This is a genomic window from Variovorax sp. 01N429, from assembly GCF_056399425.1.
Genome location: NZ_JBFTRG010000023.1, coordinates 76,398 through 95,542, shown reverse-complemented (window position 1 = coordinate 95,542; position 19,145 = coordinate 76,398). Strand labels below are relative to the sequence as shown.

Here is a 19,145-nt window from a genome sequence, read left to right as displayed (position 1 = left end):
TGGCACGACTTGATGGACATCAATGCCGGAACCATCGCCACCGGAGAGAAGACCATCGCCGACGTCGGCTGGGAGATGTTCAGGCTGATGCTGGACGTCGCCAGCGGCCGCAAGAAGACCTGGGCGGAGCAGTGGAAGCTGCACAACGCACTCGTGCTCTTCAACCCCGCGCCGGTGACCTGACCTGACTTGTCACTCGCCGACGTCCACTCAAGGCACATGCCGCCCCATAGGCTGCGGCGTGTGCGCCTGCACCAACGGATTCGCCGCGTTGCGGCGGCGGGACATGTATCTCTCCAGCCCAAAATAGATTCCCATCGCACCCGCAAGCGGCACCAGGTAGTAAAGCGCTCGGTACGCCAGCACCGCCCCCATGAGCCGGCCCTGCGGAACAGCGCCTGACAGCAGCATCAGGTAGACGGCTTCCAGCACGCCGAGGCCGGCGGGGACGGGTGTCACCACGCCCGCGATTGCGGCGGTCATCAGCACGGCCAGCGTGATCGGGTACGACACCTGCTGGTCCAGCAGCAGGTACATGACCCCGCCCATCGTGAACCAGTGGCCCGCCGACACCACGAGTTGCAGCAAGGCAAGGCCGGGCGCGGGCAGACGAATCTTGCGATGCCGCACTTGCCAGGTGCGCCCATGAGCCATCGCACAGACTGCGACGTACGCGCAGGCCAGCGCGATCATCGCGAACCCGAGCGCCTGCAAGGCTTCGGCCGTCAGTGGCGATCGTGCTGGCGGCGTGATGGCGCGTGCGGCGAAGAGCCCCCCAGCGATGACGCCGTAGCCCATCCAGTTGGTCGTCGCACTCATCGCGATGATCTGCGCGATCGTGACTTCGTCGAGCCCGGCCCGCGCATACAGGCGCACTCGGGTCGCGACGCCTCCGAGCAGAGTCCCCAGATTCAGCGTGAACGCATAGGTCGCCATGCCGATGCAGAAAGTCTGCGGCCGCGGGAGCCCGTGTCTTGTGTGGCGTCGTCCCAGCAGGTCGAAGCAGCCATACAGCATGTGGCTCACGATGGCGAGGCCTAGCGCTCCGAGCAGAAGCAGCGGCGAATAGTGCCGCAGGGCCGACCAGGCGCCCGCCCAATCGATCTCGTGCGCATGCGACAGCAGCACACTCAGCACGACGGCCGAGACGGGGATGAAGGCCCAGCGTCGGACTGCGCGCAAGATGACCTTCAAGTTGCTCGGCATCCTCGATGTACTCGTTCTTGTCAGCGATAGGTTAACGATATTGGTGACCGAAAGTGGGGGCCGATCGCAAGCGCGCGGGTGTCAGTCGAGGGCGCTGAATGAGGAAGCAAAAGGCGGACACCACGGCACCCCCAACTGTGCTAATACGCCGCGATGGCCCAAATCATCCAGCGCCAAACCGAATTGGCAGTCAGTCTGACGTTGATCGGATTGTTGGTGCTGGTGGCACTGGGCATTGGCATCGCGGCCTGGCGCGGATTCGAGGACACGGGCGAAAACGAGATCGTGCAGCAACCGGTTCCCTTCAGCCACAAGCATCACGTCGGGGATGTCGGACTCGATTGCCGTTACTGCCACACGTCCGTGGAGACCTCCGCATCCGCGGGCTTTCCGTCAACGCAGATTTGCCTCAACTGCCACTCGCAGTTGTTCGCCGACACACCCCTGCTGGCGCCCGTTCGGGACAGCGCCAAAAGCGGCAATCCCATCGCATGGAACCGGGTCCATCGATTGCCGGATTTCGTGTACTTCGATCACAGCATCCACATCAACAAGGGCGTGGCCTGCATCGAATGCCATGGCCGGGTCGACCAGATGCCGTTGATGCGCCGCGTTGCCACGCTCCAGATGGAGTGGTGCGTCAAATGCCACCGCAACCCGCTTGCGCATCTGCACGATCCTTCGAAGGTGTTCAGCATGCAGCCGCTGGACGATGGAGACACCGCAACGGTTCGGATGATTGCCCGCCTGTTGAGCGAGCGCCGCCTGACCGATTGCTCGACCTGCCATCGATAGCACCACTCGCTCGCCTCTCGCCTCTCGCCTCTATCCGCGCCATGACTTCGACGAAATCCGTGATCGAGATCGTGTCTGAACCAGGGATGACGCGGCGGCATGCCATGACCCTGATGGCCGCGTCCGTGGCGCTGGCAAGCGCCGGTTGCACCCGCGCTCCTCCAGGACAGGCACACCCTTTCGTCCGCATGCCCGAGGCGGAATTGGGCGAAGGCGCGATCTTCTATGCGACGAGCTTCGTGCGCAGCGGCTTCGCCCATGGCGTGCTGGTGGGCACGCGGGAAGGTCGGCCGATCAAGATCGAGGGCAATCCGCTGCACCCCGCCAGCCTGGGAACCACCGACTCGTTTGCGCAGGCCTCGGTGCTGGAGCTGTGGGACCCCGACCGCTCGCAGACTGTGCAAAGCCGCCCGAAGCCCGGCATCGATGCGAGCCCTTCGACGTGGGCCGCCTTCGACACCGCCTGGCGCGAACGCGCGAGCCGCTGGGGCGAAGGCAAGGGACCCGGGCTGCGCATCCTGACGCCCACCATCACATCGCCTACGCTGCAGGCGCAGCTGGGCGAACTCGTCGCGCGCTATCCAGGCACTGTCTTGCACAGGCACGATCCTCTTTCTCCCGCTTCTGCGTTGAGCGGCACTCGAACCGCCTTCGGGCGACCGGTGCGCCCGCGGCACGATTTCGGCAAGGCAAGGCTGATCGTTTCGTTTGGGGCCGACCCGTTCACCGGCAGTCCGGAGAGCGTTCGATGCGCTGCCGACTGGGCACGAGCCCGGGCCGCCGCGGGGACCGGCCATGCAGCTCGATTGGTCGCCGTCGAGACAACGCCCGGACTCTTCGGCGCACGCGCCGACGATCGCATCGCCCTGCCTCCAGCGGCAATCGAGGCACTGCTGGAGCGGGTCGCCGGGCACTTCATCGAGGTGGACCGTGCAAATGATGGCAATAGCAACAGCGCCGGTCCGGACGCCGATGCCGCGCGCTTCGAAACGCGCCTGGTCTCAGCGCTGCGCGCCGCGGGACCGGACGCGTTGATCGTGGTCGGCGACGCGCTGACACCGCGCGCACATGCGCTTGCATGGGCACTTCATCAAAAGCTGGGATCGGTCGGTCGCACGATCGAAGGCATCGACCCACCCGAAGGAGGCGGCGGCCAGGACCTGCAAGCTCTGCTCGACGCCATCAGGAACGGTGCGGTCGACACGCTCCTGGTCATCGGAGGCAACCCCGCGTATGACACGCCGGGCGAGTTGTCCGTAGCAGAGGCGATCTCGCAGGTGCCTTTCACCGTGCGCGCCGGGCTCTACACAGACGAAACCGCGCGATGCTGCCGATGGCACTTGCCCCTGAGCCACACCTACGAGCAATGGAGCGACGCGCGCGCGTTCGACGGCAGCGCCTCGCTGATTCAGCCAGTGATCATGCCGCTGTACGACACGCGATCCGCGCATGAGCTGGTCGCCGCCATGCTCGACGACACCGTGCGGGATGGCCGCGAGCTCGTGCGACGCCAGTGGCGCGAGCAGCAGCCGCCAGGCCGTGCGGGCGACGATTTCGAGCAGTTCTGGCGCGAGAGTCTGCGCAATGGCGCGATCGCCCAGAGCGCCTTCGAGCCGCTGTCGCTGCCGCAAGCGAACGTGCCTCGCGCCGACCGGGCTCCGCAGCAAGCCGGCGCACTTGCCGCAGTCTTCGTTCCCGATCCTTCGGCGGGGGACGGCGCATTCGCGAACAACGCATGGCTTCAGGAACTGCCGCGCCCCTTCACCCACATCACCTGGGGAAACGCACTGCATCTCGGCCCGCGCACGGCAGCATCGCTTTCGCTGCGCAATGGCGACGTGGTGCGCGCCGCCATCGGTCCCAAATCGATCGAAGCGCCTGTGTGGGTGCAGGCCTCGCATGCGGAAGGTGCAGCCACCCTGCCGCTCGGTTTGGGCCGCACGGAGGCCGGCCGCGTGGGCTCCGGCATTGGCTTCGATGCATACGCGCTCAGGCCGGCGGCCAGCGAAGGCACCGCGCCGTTGACGCTGACCGCCACCGGACGCCACATCGAGTTCGCGCGCACGCAGCACACCATGTCGCAGGAAGGCCGCGAACTCGCCCGCAGTGTTCCGGCGTCCAAGGCCGCGATCACGCCCAAGGAGCCGGCCCCCTCGCTCTATCCGCCGATGAACAGGTTCGCCGAGCACGCCTGGGGCATGGCGATCGACCTGGATGCATGCATCGGCTGCAATGCCTGCACCGTCGCATGCCAGGCCGAGAACAACATCCCGGTCGTGGGTGCGGAGCAAGTGGCGCGCGGTCGTGCAATGCACTGGATTCGCATCGACCACTACGAGGAAGCCGAAGCGCCGAGCCATAGCGGCGTGTTCCAGCCCGTGCCGTGCATGCATTGCGAAAACGCGCCGTGCGAGATCGTCTGCCCGGTCGGCGCGACGGTGCATGACAGCGAGGGCCTGAACGTGCAGGTCTACAACCGCTGCGTCGGCACGCGGTTCTGCTCCAACAACTGCCCGTACAAGGTGCGGCGCTTCAACTTCCTCCAGTACAGCGACGAGTCGACCGAAACACTGAAGGCACAGCGCAATCCGGACGTCACGGTGCGCGCGCGCGGCGTGATGGAGAAGTGCACGTATTGCCTCCAGCGGATCACGCGGGCGCGGCTGCAGTCGGAGCGCTCCGGACGGCCGCTCGCGGACGGCGACGTGGTGACGGCCTGCCAGGCTGCTTGCCCGACAAGCGCGATCCACTTCGGAGACCTTGCCGATCCGGGCAGTGCCGTGTCGCGCGCGAAGGCATCGCCGAGGCACTACACACTGCTGGAAGAACTCAACACGCGCCCGCGGACGACCTACCTTGCGCGCGTCGTCGCCGATGACGAGGCCGGTCAATGAGCGCCGCGCCGCCCGTCCTGCGCGGCCACTGGGGCTACGCGAGCATCACCGACAAGATTGCCGATCTGGTGCTGTCGCGGCCCTCCGGCAAGCTCTGGCGAATCGCCTTCTGGGGCACGTTCGCGGGCACGCTCGGTTTCGGCGCGGCCATCGTCTACCTGCTGCGCACAGGCGTCGGCATATGGGGCGTCGACATTCCGGTGGCTTGGGGCTTCGCGATTGCCAATTGCGTGTGGTGGATCGGCATCGGCCACGCGGGCACTTTCATTTCGGCGGTGCTGTTGCTGTTGCGCCAGAAGTGGCGAACCTCCATCAACCGGTTCGCCGAAGCGATGACACTGTTCGCCGCCACCATGGCGGCGATCTTTCCTCTGCTGCATCTGGGACGCGCCTGGAAGTTCTATTGGATCGCGCCCTACCCCGACACCATGGGCCTGTGGCCGCAATGGCGCAGTCCGCTCGTGTGGGATTTCTTTGCGATCGCGACTTACATCATCGTGTCGTTCGTGTTCTGGTACGTGGGGTTGATCCCCGACCTCGCCACGCTGCGCGACCGCGCCGAGGGGCGCATCAAGCGCTTCGTCTTCGCGCTCGGCGCGCTCGGGTGGCGGGGCGAAGCGCGGCAGTGGGTGCATTACGAGAAGGCCTATCTGCTGGTGGCGGGCCTGGCGACACCGCTGGTCGTGTCGGTGCATTCGGTGGTCTCGCTGGACTTCGCGATCGGCAACACACCGGGCTATCACTCCACGATCTTTCCGCCCTACTTCGTCGCCGGCGCGCTCTTCTCCGGCTTTGCCATGGTGCTGACCATTGCGATCCCCTTGCGCCGCGCTTTCGGCTTGCACGACTTCATCACCGAAGTGCATCTCGACCACGCAGGCAAGGTCCTGCTGGCGACTTCTTCGTTGGTGGCCTATGGCTATCTCAGCGAGATCTTCATGGCGTTCTACAGCGGGGACCGCTACGACATCGCGATGACCGAAGACCGCTGGGTCGGCTTCTATGCGCCGGTCTACTGGTCGATGCTGGTGTGCAACGTCTTGCTGCCGCAATTGCTGTGGTGGCGTCGCTGCCGCAGAAGCGCCGGACTGCTTCTGGGGCTCAGCCTCGCGATCAACCTGGGCATGTGGATGGAGCGGGTACTCATCGTGGTCTCCAGCCTCCATCGCGACTTCATGCCCTCGGCATGGGGCTTGTTTGTGCCGACCGCCTGGGACTGGGTCTTCCTGCTCGGCTCCATCTGCGCGTTCGCATGGCTGTTCCTCGCGTTCGTCCGCGTCCTGCCGGTGATCTCCATGGCCGAGATGCGCGAGCTGGAGCACACCGAGGCGGAGGCCGGCTGATGAACGACGCCACCCAACCCTGGGGACTCATCGCCGAGTTCGCCTCTTCGGACGCGCTGCTGAATGCGGTCCGCGAGGCGCGTTCCGCGGGCTATCGCCGTGCGGAGGCTTACGCGCCTTTCGCCGTCGAAGGGCTCGGCGAAGCACTCGGTGTGCGTCCTCGCGGCGTTGCGTTCGCTTGCCTGGTCGGCACGGTGCTCGGCGGCGTGCTGGGCTACTTCATGCAGTGGTACGCGGCTGTCGTGTCCTACCCCATCGACATCGGCGGGCGTCCGCTTCATAGCTGGCCGATGTTCGTTCCGGTGAGTTTTTCTCTCGCGGTGCTGGGAGGTGCATTCGCCACGGTCGGAGCGATGCTGTGGCGCGCAGGCATGCCCAGGCTCTACCACCCCGTCTTCAATGCGCCGGACTTCGATCTCTCGATGCGCAACCGGTTCTTCCTGTGCCTGCGTCGGGACGATCCGGCCTTCGACGACCGGCAGGCGCGGGCGCTCTTGCAGCGTCTCGATCCGCTGCGCGTGAGCGAGGTGATGCCGTGAGGCCAAGCGCCGTCCTCGCCGCCCTGCTCTGCCTGTGCGGCGCAGTGTCGATGCTGGCGGGATGCGACCGCTCCGAACGCGACATGCTGCGGCAACCCAAGCTGCTGCCTGACACGGCCAGCTCGCTCTTTCCGGACAAGATGGGGACGCGTCCACCGCCGCCGGGGACCGTGGCCCGTGCGAGCGGCGACATTGCGGCGACTTCGAGCGGTCGCGCCGGGTCTCAGCATCTGGGCGATCAGGAAGCGGCTCTCGCTCAGCAGGCGCTCCCCGAAAGGCCGTCAAGTGCGCTCCTGCTTCGAGGCCAGGAGCGCTACACCATCTATTGCGTGCCCTGCCACAGCCCGGTCGGGGACGGTGATGGCCCGGTGGTGCGGCGGGGCTTCCCATCACCGCCGTCTTTTCACATCGACCGCCTGCGCGCCGTCGACGATCGCCATTTCTTCGATGTCATCACCCATGGCTATGGCGTGATGTATTCGTATGCGGACCGCGTCCAGCCCTCGGACCGGTGGGCCATCGCCGCCTACATACGTGCATTGCAGTTGAGCCGGCATGCACTCGTCGCCGATCTGCCGGCACCGGCCGAGCCGCAGAGTTGGCATCCGGTGCCGGGTTCGACCAAGGAGCTCCGGTGATGCGCCGCGTCTGCGCGCCTCGCGCCACCGCTCTCGGTGCCGTGCTGCTGCTTCTGGCCGGATTCGTCGCCGGATGGCACGGCGGCACGCGCGTCTTTCTCGCCGCCTGGCTGGCCGCGTGGTGGTGGTGTGTCGGCATCGTGATGGGCGCCTGCATCAACCTGTGGCTGCACAGGCTCACCGGCGGGCGCTGGGGCGAAGTGCTGCGCCCGGCGGCCGCGCTGCTGATGGTTCGCCGTTGGTGGCTCGGCCCGCTCTTTGTCCCGATTGCCTTGGGCGTGACGGCGCTTTACCCCTGGGCCTCGCCGCATTCGGACGTGTTGAGCAGACTGGAAGAACCCGCCTTTGCGCGCGCATGGCTCGACCTTCCGGCGTTCGCGTCGCGGATGCTGTTGTATGGGCTCGTCTGGTTCTGGCTGTCGCGCAGTGCCCTTCGGCCGGTGCTCAGCAGGCGACGCGCGGCGGCGAGCCTGATCATCCATTCGCTGCTGGGCTCGCTGGCTGCAATCGATCTGCTGATGTCGCTCACGCCTGGATGGCGCAGCACGGGTTTCGCTCTGCTGGTCCTGGTCTCGCAAGCACTCGCTGGCGCCGCGGCCCTGACCGCGTGGACGGCGTGGCGCCTGCCCGCGACCCTGCAATCGAAGGCCGCGCCTGAAGTCCCGGTCGGCCGTGACCTGGGCAACCTGCTGCTCATGTACGTGCTGACCTGGGGCTACCTGGGCTTCATGCAGTTCCTGATCATCTGGGCCGAGAACTTGCCGAACGAAATCTCGTGGTTCGTTCCGCGCTTGCAGACAGGCTGGTTCAACGTGGGCTTGGCCCTGGTCGGATTGCAGCTTGCGTTGCCGGTCGCGGCACTCGTCATGCGCCCCATCAAGGATCGTCCCGCCACGCTCGGCGCCACGGCCGGGCTTCTCCTTCTGGCCAACGCGCTTGATTCGGTATGGCTGGTCGTTCCGTCAGTCGATCCCCATGCAGCAGCCATATGGTGGCTGGCACCCCTTTGCATGGCGGGCATTGGCTTGCTGGTGTTTGCACCGATGCTCGATGCAGGAACGAGGGAGGTGGCGAATGCCCGCGCGTGATCCCGGTCCGCGTCGCACAGTACTGGCGCTCCTCGGCCTGCTGGCCCTCGTCTTTTGCGTGATGCTGCTGGCCTACTGGCAAGTCGGCAAGGGAGACCCGGCAGGCCTCTCTGAAGCACAGGCCAGGCCCGACCTTCAAACGGCACCGCAGGACGACCTGGCGACCTATCGAAAGGAGAAGCAGGACGAGCTCGATGCAACCGGTCCGGTTCCCGGATCACCGGGCTACGTGCGCATCCCCGTCGATCGCGCGATGAGCCTGATGACCGAGCGCGGGCTGCGCGCCCGGTCCGGCCCTGCCACGCGGCAAGGGGCGCCGCAATGAGGTTGCTGTCGAACATGCTGCCGCTGCTCTGCGCGCTGTTCGCCGCTGTGCCTGCGCTTGCCGAGGCACCGCTGGCATTGCCATCGGCGCCCCAGGTCCAGCTCGTACAACGAATCGGTGCGGTGTTGCCGCTGGATGTCTCGATGGTCGAAAGCAACGGCAAGCCGATGCGCTTGCGCGAATTCTTCGGCGGCGACCGGGCAGTGGTGCTAGTGCCGGGCTACTACCAATGCACCGAGTTGTGCGGGCTCGTCATGCAGGGCGTGCTCGAGGCGCTGCAAGGCAGCGGGCTGCCGCAGCGCTCCTGGCGCATCGTCGGCTTCAGCATCGACCCCGACGAGACACCGGCCATGGCCCGCGCTCGCGAATCCGACTACCGCGACTACGCCCGCTTCCTCGCCGATCGTGACATCGACATTCATCTGCTGACGACGAGCGCCCCAACATCCGAGCGTCTCACTCGTGCGCTCGGCTACGCGGTCCAGCGCGGCGACAACGGCATCGCTCACAGCGCCGGCTTCGTGGTCGCCACGCCACAGGGAACCGTCGCGCGCTACTTTCCGGGCGTGCGCTTCGACGCGCGCGAGTTGCGCCTCGCCGTCGAGCAAGCGGCAGGCGGGCATGTCGGCTCGCTCACCGATCGGCTGACGCTGCTGTGCGGCCACTACGACCCCGTCACTGGGCGCTACAGCGTCGCTGTCATGGACGCGATGCGCATCCTCGGCTGCATGGGCGCGATCGCGATGGGCCTGTGGATCTGGCGCCGCCGCGCCGCGAGCGCTTCCTGAGCCATGAACGAACTACCCGCCGTCCTCGCGCCGTCCGGTATTCGGCTGTTCATGCCGGAGGCGTCGTCGATCGCCTCGCACACCGATGCGCTGTTCGGCGCGATGCTGTTGCTGTGCGGCGTCATGGCGCTGGCCGTTGGCAGCCTCATCGTATGGATGTGCGTGCGCTACCGCAGCGGGTCGGATGTGGATCGCACCGACCCGCCAAGCAACGCAGGCGGCCTCGAAGCAGCGTGGACCATCGCCCCGCTTCTGATCTTTCTCGGCCTCTTCATGTGGGCCGCGAGCCAATACCTCACCTTGCGGGAGCCGCCAGCCGGCGCCCTGACGATCAATGTCGTCGGCAAGCAATGGATGTGGAAGCTGCAGCATCCGAGTGGCCGGCGCGAGATCAACACGCTGCACGTGCCTCTGGGGCAGCCGGTTGCGCTCGTCATGTCGTCGCAGGACGCCATCCACAGCTTCTACGTACCGGCCTTCCGTCTCAAGCAGGACGTGGTTCCGGGCCGCTTCACGCGCTTCTGGTTCACTGCCACCCGGATTGGCGAATACAGGCTGTTCTGCTCGGAGTATTGCGGGAGCGACCATTCGGCGATGGTCGGCGTCGTGACGGTCATGCCCGCGGCCGAATACGCGCGCTGGACGCAAGCCGGGCCGCCCGAGAACGGCACGATCGAACAAGGATTTGCCCTCTTTCGCAGCGCCGGCTGCAGCGGCTGCCACAACGCGGCCTCGACGGTGCACGCGCCGCTCCTGCAGGGCCTGAGCGGCCGACTGGTGCATCTGCAGGACGGCCGCACCATCGTCGCCGACGACAACTACCTGCGCGACTCCATCCTGCAACCCGGCAAGGACGTCGTCGCCGGCTTCGCGCCCGTGATGCCGAGCTTCCAGGGCCAGTTCGACGAGGCGCAACTCCAGTCCTTGATTGCCTACCTGCGTGCCGGTGCCCCGGCAATGCCTGATGTGGAGCAACTGCGATGACCAGCTACCTGACCGACGGGCTCACCATCCGCTCATGGTTTCTTGCGCATGACCACAAGCGCATCGCGATCCTCTATGCGGTGGCGATCACCTTCTTCTTCTTTGTCGGCGGCGCGGCGGCCACGATGATCCGGCTCGAACTCGTGACGCCCGCCGGCGACCTCGTCCGCGCCGACACCTACAACAAGCTCTTCACCGCGCACGGTGTCGTGATGGTCTGGCTGTTCCTGATCCCGTCGATCCCCTCCGTGGTGGGCAACTTCGTGCTGCCGATGATGATCGGCGCCAAGGACCTCGCCCTGCCGCGCCTGAATCTCTTGAGCTGGTATCTCTATATCGCCGGTGGCCTGCTCACCCTGCTGGCGCTCTTCTTCGGCGGCGTCGACACCGGCTGGACTTTCTACACGCCCTACGCCACGATGTTTTCCAACGGCTACGTCGTGCTGACGCTGGTCGGCGTCTTCGTGACGGGCTTCTCGTCGATTGCCACGGGCTTGAACTTCATCGTCACGGTCCACACGATGCGCACGCCGGGCATGGGCTGGTTCCAGCTGCCGTTGTTCGTCTGGGCGATCTACGCGACCAGCATCATCCTCGTGCTGGCAACGCCGGTGCTGGCCATCACGACGCTGCTGGTGGTGGCCGAACGGCTCTTCCAGGTGGGTGTGTTCGATCCGGCGTACGGCGGCGATCCCTTGCTGTTCCAGCACCTGTTCTGGTTCTACTCGCACCCGGCGGTGTACATCATGGTGCTGCCCGCCATGGGCGTCGTCAGCGAGATCGTTCCGTGCTTTGCGCGCAAGCGGATCTTCGGCTATCGCTTCATGGCCTATGCCATGCTGGCCATCGCCGCATTCGGTTTCCTGGTGTGGGGGCATCACATGTTCGTGAGCGGGCAATCGACCGCCGCCAGCGTGGTGTTCTCGTTCCTGAGCTTCATGGTCGCGGTGCCCTCGGCCATCAAGGTCTTCAACTGGACGGCCACCCTGTACAAGGGCTCGATCCGCTTCGATGCGCCGATGCTGTATGCGCTCGGCTTTGTCGGCCTGTTCACCATCGGCGGGCTCACGGGGCTCTTTCTGGCGTCGCTTGCGCTCGACGTTCATCTCACCGACACCTACTTCGTGGTGTCCCACTTCCACTACATCATGGTGGGCGGCGCGGTGATGGCGTACTTCGGGGCCTTGCACTTCTGGTGGCCCAAGGTCACGGGGCGGCTCTATCACGAGCTGTGGGCGCGCATTGCGGCGGTGCTGATCTTCGTCGGCTTCAATCTCACGTTCTTTCCTCAGTATCTGCTGGGCTTTCAGGGAATGCCCCGGCGCTATCACGCCTACGCGCCGGAATACCAGGTGCTCAATGTGCTGTCCTCCGCGGGGGCGGTGGTGCTGGCCCTGGGCTACCTGATGCCGCTCTTCTATCTGATCCGGTCACTGCACCATGGCGCGCGCGCCGGGCGCAATCCATGGAACGCGACAGGCCTGGAGTGGCAGACCTCCTCGCCGCCCCCGACCCACAATTTCGACGCGCCGCCGAAGGCGCCCGGCGATGCGTACGACTACACGCCGCAGCACCGCGCCGACGCGAAGGCGCTGCAATGACGAACATGACGAACGCAGCGGCTTCCGGCTCGCGGCCAGGCGCCCCTCGCGTCGGGGAGTTCGGCATGTGGGTGTTCATCGGCAGCGAAGTCCTTTTCTTTGGCGCCCTGCTGCTGACCTATGCCTTCGGCCGCGCGCAGTGGCCCGACGGATTCGCGGCGGCGAGCCGCCACACGGACGTGGTGCTCGGCACCCTGAACACCGCCATCCTGCTCAGCAGCAGCGCCTGCGTCGCCATGGCCGTCGAAGCGCACTCTGCCAACGCGGCAAGGCTGTCCTCTCGCCTGCTCGCGGCCACTGCGGTCCTCGGCATCGTCTTCCTGATGATCAAGGGCATCGAATACCGCAAGGACTGGCATGAAGGGCTCTTCCCGGGGCCGGCATTCCGGCTGGGCGACAGCGAAGATGTGCCGCAAGGCGCGCAGATGTTCTTTGCTTTCTATTTCCTTTCAACGGCCCTGCATGCCATTCACGTGAGCATCGGCATTGCGCTCATGGCTGCGCTCGCCGTCGGCTGCCGACGCCGTCTCGACTGGGCGAGTGGCGCTGCCGTCTCCGTGGCCGGGCTCTATTGGCACTTCGTGGACATCGTGTGGATTGCCCTCTATCCACTTCTTTATCTCGTGAGCCGCCATTCATGATCACCGCAGACCTTCGCCGCCGCATCCGCCGACTCGCGCTCGTCTGGCTGGCATTGATCGCGTTGCTGATGACCAGCCTCGGCAGCGCCTACCTCTCGCTGGGTACGTACGGCTGGGTTCCCGGCGTGGCGATTGCCGGCATCAAGACGGCCATCGTCGTGCGCTGGTTCATGCGCATCGATCGCGCGTCACCCTGGAGCCGCTCGGCGTGCTTCACCGCGCTTTGCACGCTGGCACTGTTGTGCGGCTTGAGCTATTTCGACGGCGCGACGCGCCCTCACGATGCCGCGGCATGGCAGCAGCCGAAGCAATTGCCGCCCGCGAGAACCCGGTGATCCGGGCCTGACGGTGCGTTCGCACGCTGACGAAAGCCAGCGGCTTACAGGAGCGCAAGTCGGCGGTTCCAAGGACCGCGCCGGCCGTGCAAGCCGACGACGTCGCCCGTCTGCGCCGCCGCAGCAGCAGCCCGTGAGGATTTGGACGACAGCGCAAGCCGCCAGATTCCGATAAGCCCCCCCGGCCCGGCGCCTAGAGTTGCGGGCTCAGCTCCGAAAGTGACTGGTCCATGAAAATCGCGCAGATCGCCCCGCTCTATGAAGCCGTTCCCCCTCGCCTCTATGGCGGAACAGAACGCGTGGTGGGCCATCTGGTCGATGCCCTGGTGGAGCAAGGCCACGACGTCACGCTCTTCGCCTCCGGCGATACGCTGACCCGCGCGAAGCTGGTCGCCACGCGCAAGCAGGCGCTGCGCCTCGACCCGGCGCCGCTGAAGTCAGACCTTGCCGCGCATCTGTCGATGCTGCATGAGGTGCGGCGCCGCGCGCATGAATTCGATGTGCTGCATTTCCACACGGACATGCTGCACTTCCCCCTGTTCGAGGACATGGCCGGCTGCACCTTGACGACGCTGCACGGGCGGCTCGACATCGCCGACCTTGCCGGCGCCTACGGCCGCTGGGACAAGTTCGCGCTGGTGTCGATCTCCGATCGACAGCGCAAGGACATGCCCGATGCGAACTGGTATGCCACCGTGCACCATGGCGTCGATCCGGCGGGCTTCCGGTTCAATGCCACGCCGCGCGGGGACTACCTCGCTTTCCTGGGCCGGATCTCGCCGGAGAAGCGACCCGATCGCGCCATCGCCATTGCATGCGCCGCAGGCGTGCCGATCCGCATTGCAGCCAAAGTAGACGCCGTGGACCGCAACTACTTCGTGCGCGAGATCGAACCGCTCCTCGCGCATCCGCTGGTCGAATACATCGGCGAAATCGGGGCCGAGCAAAAGGCCGATTTCCTGGGACAAGCGCGCGCGCTTCTGTTCCCGATCGACTGGCCGGAGCCCTTCGGCCTCGTGATGATCGAAGCGATGGCGTGCGGAACGCCTGTCATCGCATGGCGCTGCGGGTCCGTTCCCGAGGTGCTGGAAGACGGCAAGAGCGGTTTCATCGTCGACGACATGGCGCAGGCCGTGCAAGCGGTCGAGCAGGTACGGCATCTGCCGCGCGCGCGTGTGCGCGCGGAGTTCGAGCATCGATTCACCGCCGACGCGATGGCGCGACGCTACGTGCAGTTGTATTGGCAACTGGCACGCGACAGCCGGAATGCGCTGCTCGAAGGTGAAGCCGCATAATTTCCATCGCAACCGGAGTTGCTCATGAACGAGCCTGACGCAGGCGCACTGCAGGAAAACGCGTGGCCTCCTCCACCCGCGCGCTCCGGCCAGCGCCTCTTCGTATTGAAGGAAGGTGACACCTTCATCGTGGCGGACGCCATGGGCGACATCACGGGTGAAGGCGATGGCCTCTTCCACAACGACACGCGGCTGCTGTCCACCTTCAGGGTTTTGATGAATGGGCAGACGCCCAGCCTGCTCTCCAGCGACGTCAGCCAGGACAACGCCTTCTTCACGGCCAACCTGACGAACCATCCATTGCCCCCGCTGGGTGGCGAATCGATGCCCGAAGGCGTGATTCACCTGGAGCGGCGGCGCTTCCTCTGCAACAACCGCGTCTATGAACGCATCTCGCTCGTCAACTACAGCGATCTCGCAACGCGCGTGCCGCTGCAGTTGCTTTACGCGGCCGACTTTCGCGACATGTTCGAAGTGCGCGGGCAAACCCGCACCAAGCGCGGCGAATTCGCTGCCGGGCAGGTCGGCGAACACTGCGTCGAACTTCGCTATCGCGGGCTGGACTCCGTGTGGCGCGACGTTTCCATCGCTTTCTCCGAAGTCCCGCAGCAGATGAACGACTCCGGGGCATCGTTCGACGTCGCATTGGCCGGGCGACAGCATTGGGTGCTCTATCTCGAGGTCGGCTCCGGGCTCGCGCTGCCCTCGCGTCTTCGCTATCGGGACGCCGCCGCACGTGCGCGCCGCGGCTTGCGCGTCCGGCGCCGCCGGGGGGCGCGACTGCACGCATCCAACCGGCTCTTCCAGGCGTGGATCGACAAGTCCGAAGCCGATCTCGCCCTGCTGACGACCGACTTGCCGACGGGGCCTTATCCGTATGCGGGCATCCCGTGGTTCTCGACGCCGTTCGGGCGCGACGCGGTCATCACGGCGATGCAGACACTCTGGCTCGACCCGGCTCTGGCGCGCGGCGTGCTGGCCTTCCTGGCAGCGCACCAATCGCATGAAACCTCGTCCTTCCGCGATGCGGAGCCGGGAAAGATCATGCACGAGACCCGCAAGGGCGAGATGGCCGCGGTCAACGAACTGCCCTTTGGCAAGTACTACGGCGGCGTGGACACGACCCCGCTTTTCGTGATGCTCGCGGCTGCCTACGCACGACGCACCGGCGACCATGGCTTCATCGACGACATCTGGGGCGCCTTGCTGGCGGCCACCGCGTGGATCGAGGACAACGTACGGCGCCACGACGGCTTCGTGAGCTATGCGCGCGGCGAGACCACCGGCCTTGCGAATCAGGGCTGGAAGGACAGCCATGACTCCGTCTTCCACGCCGACGGCAGTTCGCCGGTCGGGCCGATTGCGCTGGTGGAAGTCCAGGGCTATGCGTTCTCCGCATTTCTCGGCATGGCCCACATGGCGGCGCGGCGCGGCGACCACGACAGCGCAACCCGCTGGAACGAGTCCGCCAGGGAAATGGCCGCGCGCGTCGAAAAGAAGTTCTGGCGGGATGAGCTTCAGTTCTACGCATTGGCGCTCGACGGGCTTGGCGATCCTTGCCGGGTGCGCGCATCGAACGCGGGGCACCTTCTGTTCACGGGCCTGCCTTCGGCCGAGCGCGGACGGGCGGTCGCGCGGCAACTGCTCACCGGTGCGTTCGACACCGGCTGGGGCCTGCGCACGCTGCCCGCCAACATGGCGCGCTTCAATCCGATGTCGTATCACAACGGGTCTGTCTGGCCGCACGATGTCGCGGTATGCGCCGCCGGCATCGCGCGCTACGGCGAACGCGATGGCGCCGTCCACCTCATCGGCAGCATGTTCGAGGCCGCGATCAATTTCGGGCTGCGGCTGCCGGAGCTGTACTGCGGTTTCAATCGCGCATCGGGCGAAGCGCCGGTCGCCTATCCGGTGGCCTGTTTGCCGCAGGCGTGGGCGGCGGGTTCGGTGTTCATGCTGCTGCAGTCGGTGCTCGGGGTTCATGTCGACGGGCACGAACACACATTGCGCGTCGATCAGCCGCTCTTGCCGCAGGGCATCGAAACCATCGAACTCCACGGACTGCAACTAGGCGGGAACCGGGTCGACGTCGCATTCAGTCGCGCCAATGGACGCGTGGTTGCATTTGCCGAGCAGCGGGAGGACCCCGCAGGACGCCAGCAGGGAGCGGCGCGAAAGAGAGTGCGCTTCGATCTTCGCTACTAGGCTTCTTTGCTCTTCTTGCCTTCCTTGCCTTCCTTGCCTTCCTTGGCTTGCTCCCCGCGACGTTCACGGCCGAGTTGCTCCATCATCTTTTCACCGACGCGGTCCTTCCCATCGCTCGGTACCGAGTCCTCCTGGGTGATCTCGGGTTCCTCTGCGTCATCGATCCTGTTGCGCGAAGGCGGCGGCTTCGTGACTCTTGGCTTCATCTTCGCTCCAGTGATTGCTGAGTGTTGAGGGAGCCCATGGTGGGCCAACCCCGCGCCATCGGCCTCGGTGGAAGTCGCCCAGTTCTGTCGGTGACCACTGACGGCCGAGCCGACAAGCGGCTTTGTGCAATGCACCCCCTCCTGTCCGACAGGCTGTGCAGGCCAACGCTGATCCGGCAGGCCCTTTGTGACGGCTAGGGTGAAGGCTTTTCAGGAGGTACTGTCATGGCTGACAAGCAACTCGATGGCGTGCGTGTCGCGATCCTGGTGACCGATGGCTTCGAGCAGGTCGAAATGGTGAAGCCGCGCAAGGCGCTCGATGACGCCGGCGCAGTGACGAAGCTGGTTTCGCCCAAGGACGACAAGGTGCGCGGCTGGAACCACCACGATCAGGCGGACTCGTTTCCCGTCGACGTCCCCTTGGCCGAGGCGCAACCCGAGGAGTTCGATGCACTGCTGCTCCCGGGCGGCGTGGTCAATCCCGACGCGTTGCGCATCGACGGCAAGGCCGTCGCCTTCGTTCGGTCGTTCATCGATGCGGCCAAGCCGATTGCCGCGATCTGCCACGGTCCCTGGACGCTGGTCGAGGCCGAGGGCGTCAAGGGCCACCAGATGACGTCATGGCCCTCGCTGCACACCGATCTGAAGAACGCCGGTGCGGATTGGGTGGACGAACCCGTGGTGGTGGACGATGGATTGGTCACCAGCCGCAGGCCCGACGACATCCCCTACTTCAATGCCGAGATGGTGAAGCTCTTCGCGAGCGCTGCGCATTGAGCGGGACTCGCAATGTCTCGACAACCAGGATTTGCCATGAAACCACAGGGCCAGGTCGGAAGCGATGAACGCGACAACAAGCGCGTCATCCGCTGGGGCGCCATTGCCATTGCAGTGCTGCTGGTGGGTGCGCTGAGCTACAACTTCTTCTCGACGCAGCGAAGCGAGGAGCCCGCAGGGCCGGCGAATTCGCAGTCGTCGACGCCATCTCAGCCTCCCTCGGGCGGCGCGACCACGGGCACGCAGACACGATGACTGATGCCCGTGCCCATCTGAACGAGGCGCAGCTGCAAGAACTCGAAGCGCTGCTGGTGCGCCGCGAGGCGGACCTGCGCGCTGAAGTGCGGGATCTCAAGCGAAGCGGTCTCGCGTCCAGCGAACCCCGTCCGCGTGAGGTCAATGACCCCGTCGACATTGCCGACGAGCGCTTCCTCGCCGGACTCGATCATGTGCAGTTGATGCGCGACCAGGAGGAGTTGCGCGACATCCAGGACGCGCGCGAACGCATGCGCGAGAAGCGCTTCGGCTTCTGCGAAGAATGCGACGAGCCGATTCCTTTCGCTCGCCTGCTGGCGAAACCGACGGCGAAGCTCTGCCTGGAGCATCAGGAGCAGTGGGAGAACAACCACCGCTCGGTTCCGCCGTTTGGTGCGTAGGGGGCCTTGCAGCCCTATCGTCATCTCTCCGCCGTCCCCGGCTCCGCCAGCTTCCGGTGACCCTCGGCCGACATCTGCGAAGGCAGCACCTTGGCCATCGCGACCTGCATCTTGTTCTTGAGACCGGCGACCACGTCGGCGTCTCCGTCTTCCATGGCCTTGAAGCCGATCTTCGCGACTTCGGCGGGGTCCATCTTCTTGTCGGTGCCCACCTTCGTGTCCAGCATGTCCGCACGCGCGAAGAATTCAGTGTCGGTGGGACCTGGCATCAGGCAAGTGACGGTCACCCCCGAGTCCTTCAATTCGTTGCGCAAGGCCGCGGCAAACGAGTCCACGAATGCCTTGGTTCCGTTGTAGACAGCCTGGAAACTGCCGGGCATGAAGCCGGCGACCGAGCCGGTGACCAGGATCTTTCCGCGGCCGTCCGCGACCATCCTGGCGCCCAGCTCGCGCAGCAGGTACAGCGTGCCCGTGATGTTGGTGTCCACGACGTGCTGTATCTCGGCGAAATCCTGCTCCATGAACGCCCTGCCGAGGCCATGGCCGGCATTGGCGAGCAAGGCTTCGACGTGCCGGCCGCCCACCTTGGAGACCAATTTGTCGACACCGTCGCGGCTGGCAAGCTCGACCTGCACCGTCTCGACTTGCGCGCCGAGCGAGCGGCAGTCTTGCGCAGCCGCCTCCAGAGGCTGGTCGGCGGCCAGCAAAAGGTCGTAGCCGCCTTCCGCGCAACACTTCGCCAGGTTGAAGCCAATGCCCGATGACGCGCCGGTGACGACCGCCAAGGGACGGCCGGAGATGTCATTTGCCATGGTGTGTTCCTCGAGTG

At 65.7% G+C, this 19,145-nt stretch carries 20 protein-coding genes and 1 pseudogene; 18 read left to right on the top strand and 3 right to left on the bottom strand.

Annotation, left to right across the window (positions count from 1 at the left end; all coding sequences use genetic code 11):
* A pseudogene (gene garD, locus AC1DSF_RS27715) lies at window positions 1-183 on the top strand (galactarate dehydratase); the annotation flags it as partial.
* A gap of 27 nt (window positions 184-210) precedes the next feature.
* Here the strand turns inward: garD and AC1DSF_RS27710 are convergent.
* Window positions 211-1,206, bottom strand: a complete 996-nt coding sequence (locus AC1DSF_RS27710) for a lysylphosphatidylglycerol synthase domain-containing protein (protein WP_478146067.1) — start codon at window positions 1,204-1,206, stop codon at window positions 211-213.
* Between the two features lie 153 nt (window positions 1,207-1,359).
* On the opposite strand from AC1DSF_RS27710, the gene AC1DSF_RS27705 reads away from it, so the two are divergent.
* The 14 genes from AC1DSF_RS27705 to AC1DSF_RS27640 all read left to right on the top strand — a co-directional run bounded on the left by AC1DSF_RS27705 (window position 1,360) and on the right by AC1DSF_RS27640 (window position 16,677).
* Window positions 1,360-2,001, top strand: a complete 642-nt coding sequence (locus AC1DSF_RS27705; protein ID WP_478183796.1) for a cytochrome c3 family protein — start codon at window positions 1,360-1,362, stop codon at window positions 1,999-2,001.
* A 41-nt stretch (window positions 2,002-2,042) separates the two neighbouring features.
* A complete protein-coding gene (locus AC1DSF_RS27700; RefSeq protein ID WP_478183795.1) occupies window positions 2,043-4,895 on the top strand; it encodes a 4Fe-4S dicluster domain-containing protein in 2,853 nt (950 codons plus the stop codon).
* Complete coding sequence (gene nrfD / locus AC1DSF_RS27695; protein ID WP_478128415.1) at window positions 4,892-6,238, top strand: NrfD/PsrC family molybdoenzyme membrane anchor subunit; 1,347 nt, start codon at window positions 4,892-4,894, stop codon at window positions 6,236-6,238. Before AC1DSF_RS27700 ends, nrfD begins: the two co-directional genes overlap by 4 nt.
* The gene (locus AC1DSF_RS27690; protein WP_478128414.1) at window positions 6,238-6,777 is read left to right on the top strand and encodes a DUF3341 domain-containing protein; all 540 of its coding nucleotides are present in this window, start codon (window positions 6,238-6,240) and stop codon (window positions 6,775-6,777) included. The genes nrfD and AC1DSF_RS27690 overlap by 1 nt, the downstream gene beginning before the upstream one ends.
* Complete coding sequence (locus AC1DSF_RS27685; RefSeq protein ID WP_478128413.1) at window positions 6,774-7,415, top strand: c-type cytochrome; 642 nt, start codon at window positions 6,774-6,776, stop codon at window positions 7,413-7,415. The genes AC1DSF_RS27690 and AC1DSF_RS27685 overlap by 4 nt, the downstream gene beginning before the upstream one ends.
* The gene (locus AC1DSF_RS27680) at window positions 7,415-8,503 is read left to right on the top strand and encodes a hypothetical protein (protein ID WP_478128412.1); all 1,089 of its coding nucleotides are present in this window, start codon (window positions 7,415-7,417) and stop codon (window positions 8,501-8,503) included. The genes AC1DSF_RS27685 and AC1DSF_RS27680 overlap by 1 nt, the downstream gene beginning before the upstream one ends.
* Window positions 8,490-8,828 (top strand): hypothetical protein, encoded by a 339-nt coding sequence (locus AC1DSF_RS27675; RefSeq protein ID WP_478128411.1) that lies wholly within the window; start codon window positions 8,490-8,492, stop codon window positions 8,826-8,828. Before AC1DSF_RS27680 ends, AC1DSF_RS27675 begins: the two co-directional genes overlap by 14 nt.
* The gene (locus AC1DSF_RS27670; protein ID WP_478128410.1) at window positions 8,825-9,616 is read left to right on the top strand and encodes an SCO family protein; all 792 of its coding nucleotides are present in this window, start codon (window positions 8,825-8,827) and stop codon (window positions 9,614-9,616) included. The genes AC1DSF_RS27675 and AC1DSF_RS27670 overlap by 4 nt, the downstream gene beginning before the upstream one ends.
* 3 nt (window positions 9,617-9,619) lie before the next feature.
* Window positions 9,620-10,600: a cytochrome c oxidase subunit II gene (gene coxB, locus AC1DSF_RS27665; RefSeq protein ID WP_478128409.1), complete on the top strand. Its 981-nt coding sequence runs from the start codon at window positions 9,620-9,622 to the stop codon at window positions 10,598-10,600.
* Window positions 10,597-12,201: a cytochrome c oxidase subunit I gene (ctaD, locus tag AC1DSF_RS27660; RefSeq protein ID WP_478128408.1), complete on the top strand. Its 1,605-nt coding sequence runs from the start codon at window positions 10,597-10,599 to the stop codon at window positions 12,199-12,201. Before coxB ends, ctaD begins: the two co-directional genes overlap by 4 nt.
* Complete coding sequence (locus AC1DSF_RS27655) at window positions 12,198-12,842, top strand: cytochrome c oxidase subunit 3 (protein WP_478128407.1); 645 nt, start codon at window positions 12,198-12,200, stop codon at window positions 12,840-12,842. The genes ctaD and AC1DSF_RS27655 overlap by 4 nt, the downstream gene beginning before the upstream one ends.
* On the top strand, window positions 12,839-13,177 hold the full coding sequence (locus AC1DSF_RS27650; protein ID WP_478128406.1) for a cytochrome C oxidase subunit IV family protein: 339 nt from the start codon (window positions 12,839-12,841) through the stop codon (window positions 13,175-13,177). Before AC1DSF_RS27655 ends, AC1DSF_RS27650 begins: the two co-directional genes overlap by 4 nt.
* A 230-nt stretch (window positions 13,178-13,407) precedes the next feature.
* Entirely contained in the window at window positions 13,408-14,472 is a 1,065-nt protein-coding gene (locus AC1DSF_RS27645; protein WP_478128405.1) for a glycosyltransferase family 4 protein, read from the top strand.
* Window positions 14,473-14,496: 24 nt separating this feature from the next.
* Entirely contained in the window at window positions 14,497-16,677 is a 2,181-nt protein-coding gene (locus AC1DSF_RS27640) for an amylo-alpha-1,6-glucosidase (protein WP_478128404.1), read from the top strand.
* Here AC1DSF_RS27640 and AC1DSF_RS27635 read toward each other — a convergent pair.
* Window positions 16,674-16,883 carry a hypothetical protein gene (locus tag AC1DSF_RS27635; protein WP_478128403.1) on the bottom strand — a complete coding sequence of 70 codons (210 nt, stop codon included), beginning with the start codon at window positions 16,881-16,883 and terminating at the stop codon, window positions 16,674-16,676. The genes AC1DSF_RS27640 and AC1DSF_RS27635 overlap by 4 nt on opposite strands.
* A gap of 225 nt (window positions 16,884-17,108) precedes the next feature.
* On the opposite strand from AC1DSF_RS27635, the gene AC1DSF_RS27630 reads away from it, so the two are divergent.
* From AC1DSF_RS27630 to AC1DSF_RS27620, 3 genes are read left to right on the top strand one after another with little or no spacing between them, the layout of a single operon-like run.
* Window positions 17,109-17,660 carry a type 1 glutamine amidotransferase domain-containing protein gene (locus AC1DSF_RS27630; RefSeq protein ID WP_478128402.1) on the top strand — a complete coding sequence of 184 codons (552 nt, stop codon included), beginning with the start codon at window positions 17,109-17,111 and terminating at the stop codon, window positions 17,658-17,660.
* Window positions 17,661-17,696: 36 nt separating this feature from the next.
* Window positions 17,697-17,915, top strand: coding sequence for a hypothetical protein (locus tag AC1DSF_RS27625; protein WP_478128401.1), 219 nt, complete (start codon window positions 17,697-17,699; stop codon window positions 17,913-17,915).
* Window positions 17,912-18,316 carry a TraR/DksA family transcriptional regulator gene (locus AC1DSF_RS27620; protein ID WP_478183794.1) on the top strand — a complete coding sequence of 135 codons (405 nt, stop codon included), beginning with the start codon at window positions 17,912-17,914 and terminating at the stop codon, window positions 18,314-18,316. Before AC1DSF_RS27625 ends, AC1DSF_RS27620 begins: the two co-directional genes overlap by 4 nt.
* A 20-nt stretch (window positions 18,317-18,336) precedes the next feature.
* Here AC1DSF_RS27620 and AC1DSF_RS27615 read toward each other — a convergent pair whose 3' ends face one another.
* Complete coding sequence (locus AC1DSF_RS27615; protein WP_478183793.1) at window positions 18,337-19,128, bottom strand: SDR family NAD(P)-dependent oxidoreductase; 792 nt, start codon at window positions 19,126-19,128, stop codon at window positions 18,337-18,339.
* Between the last annotated feature and the right edge of the window lie 17 nt (window positions 19,129-19,145).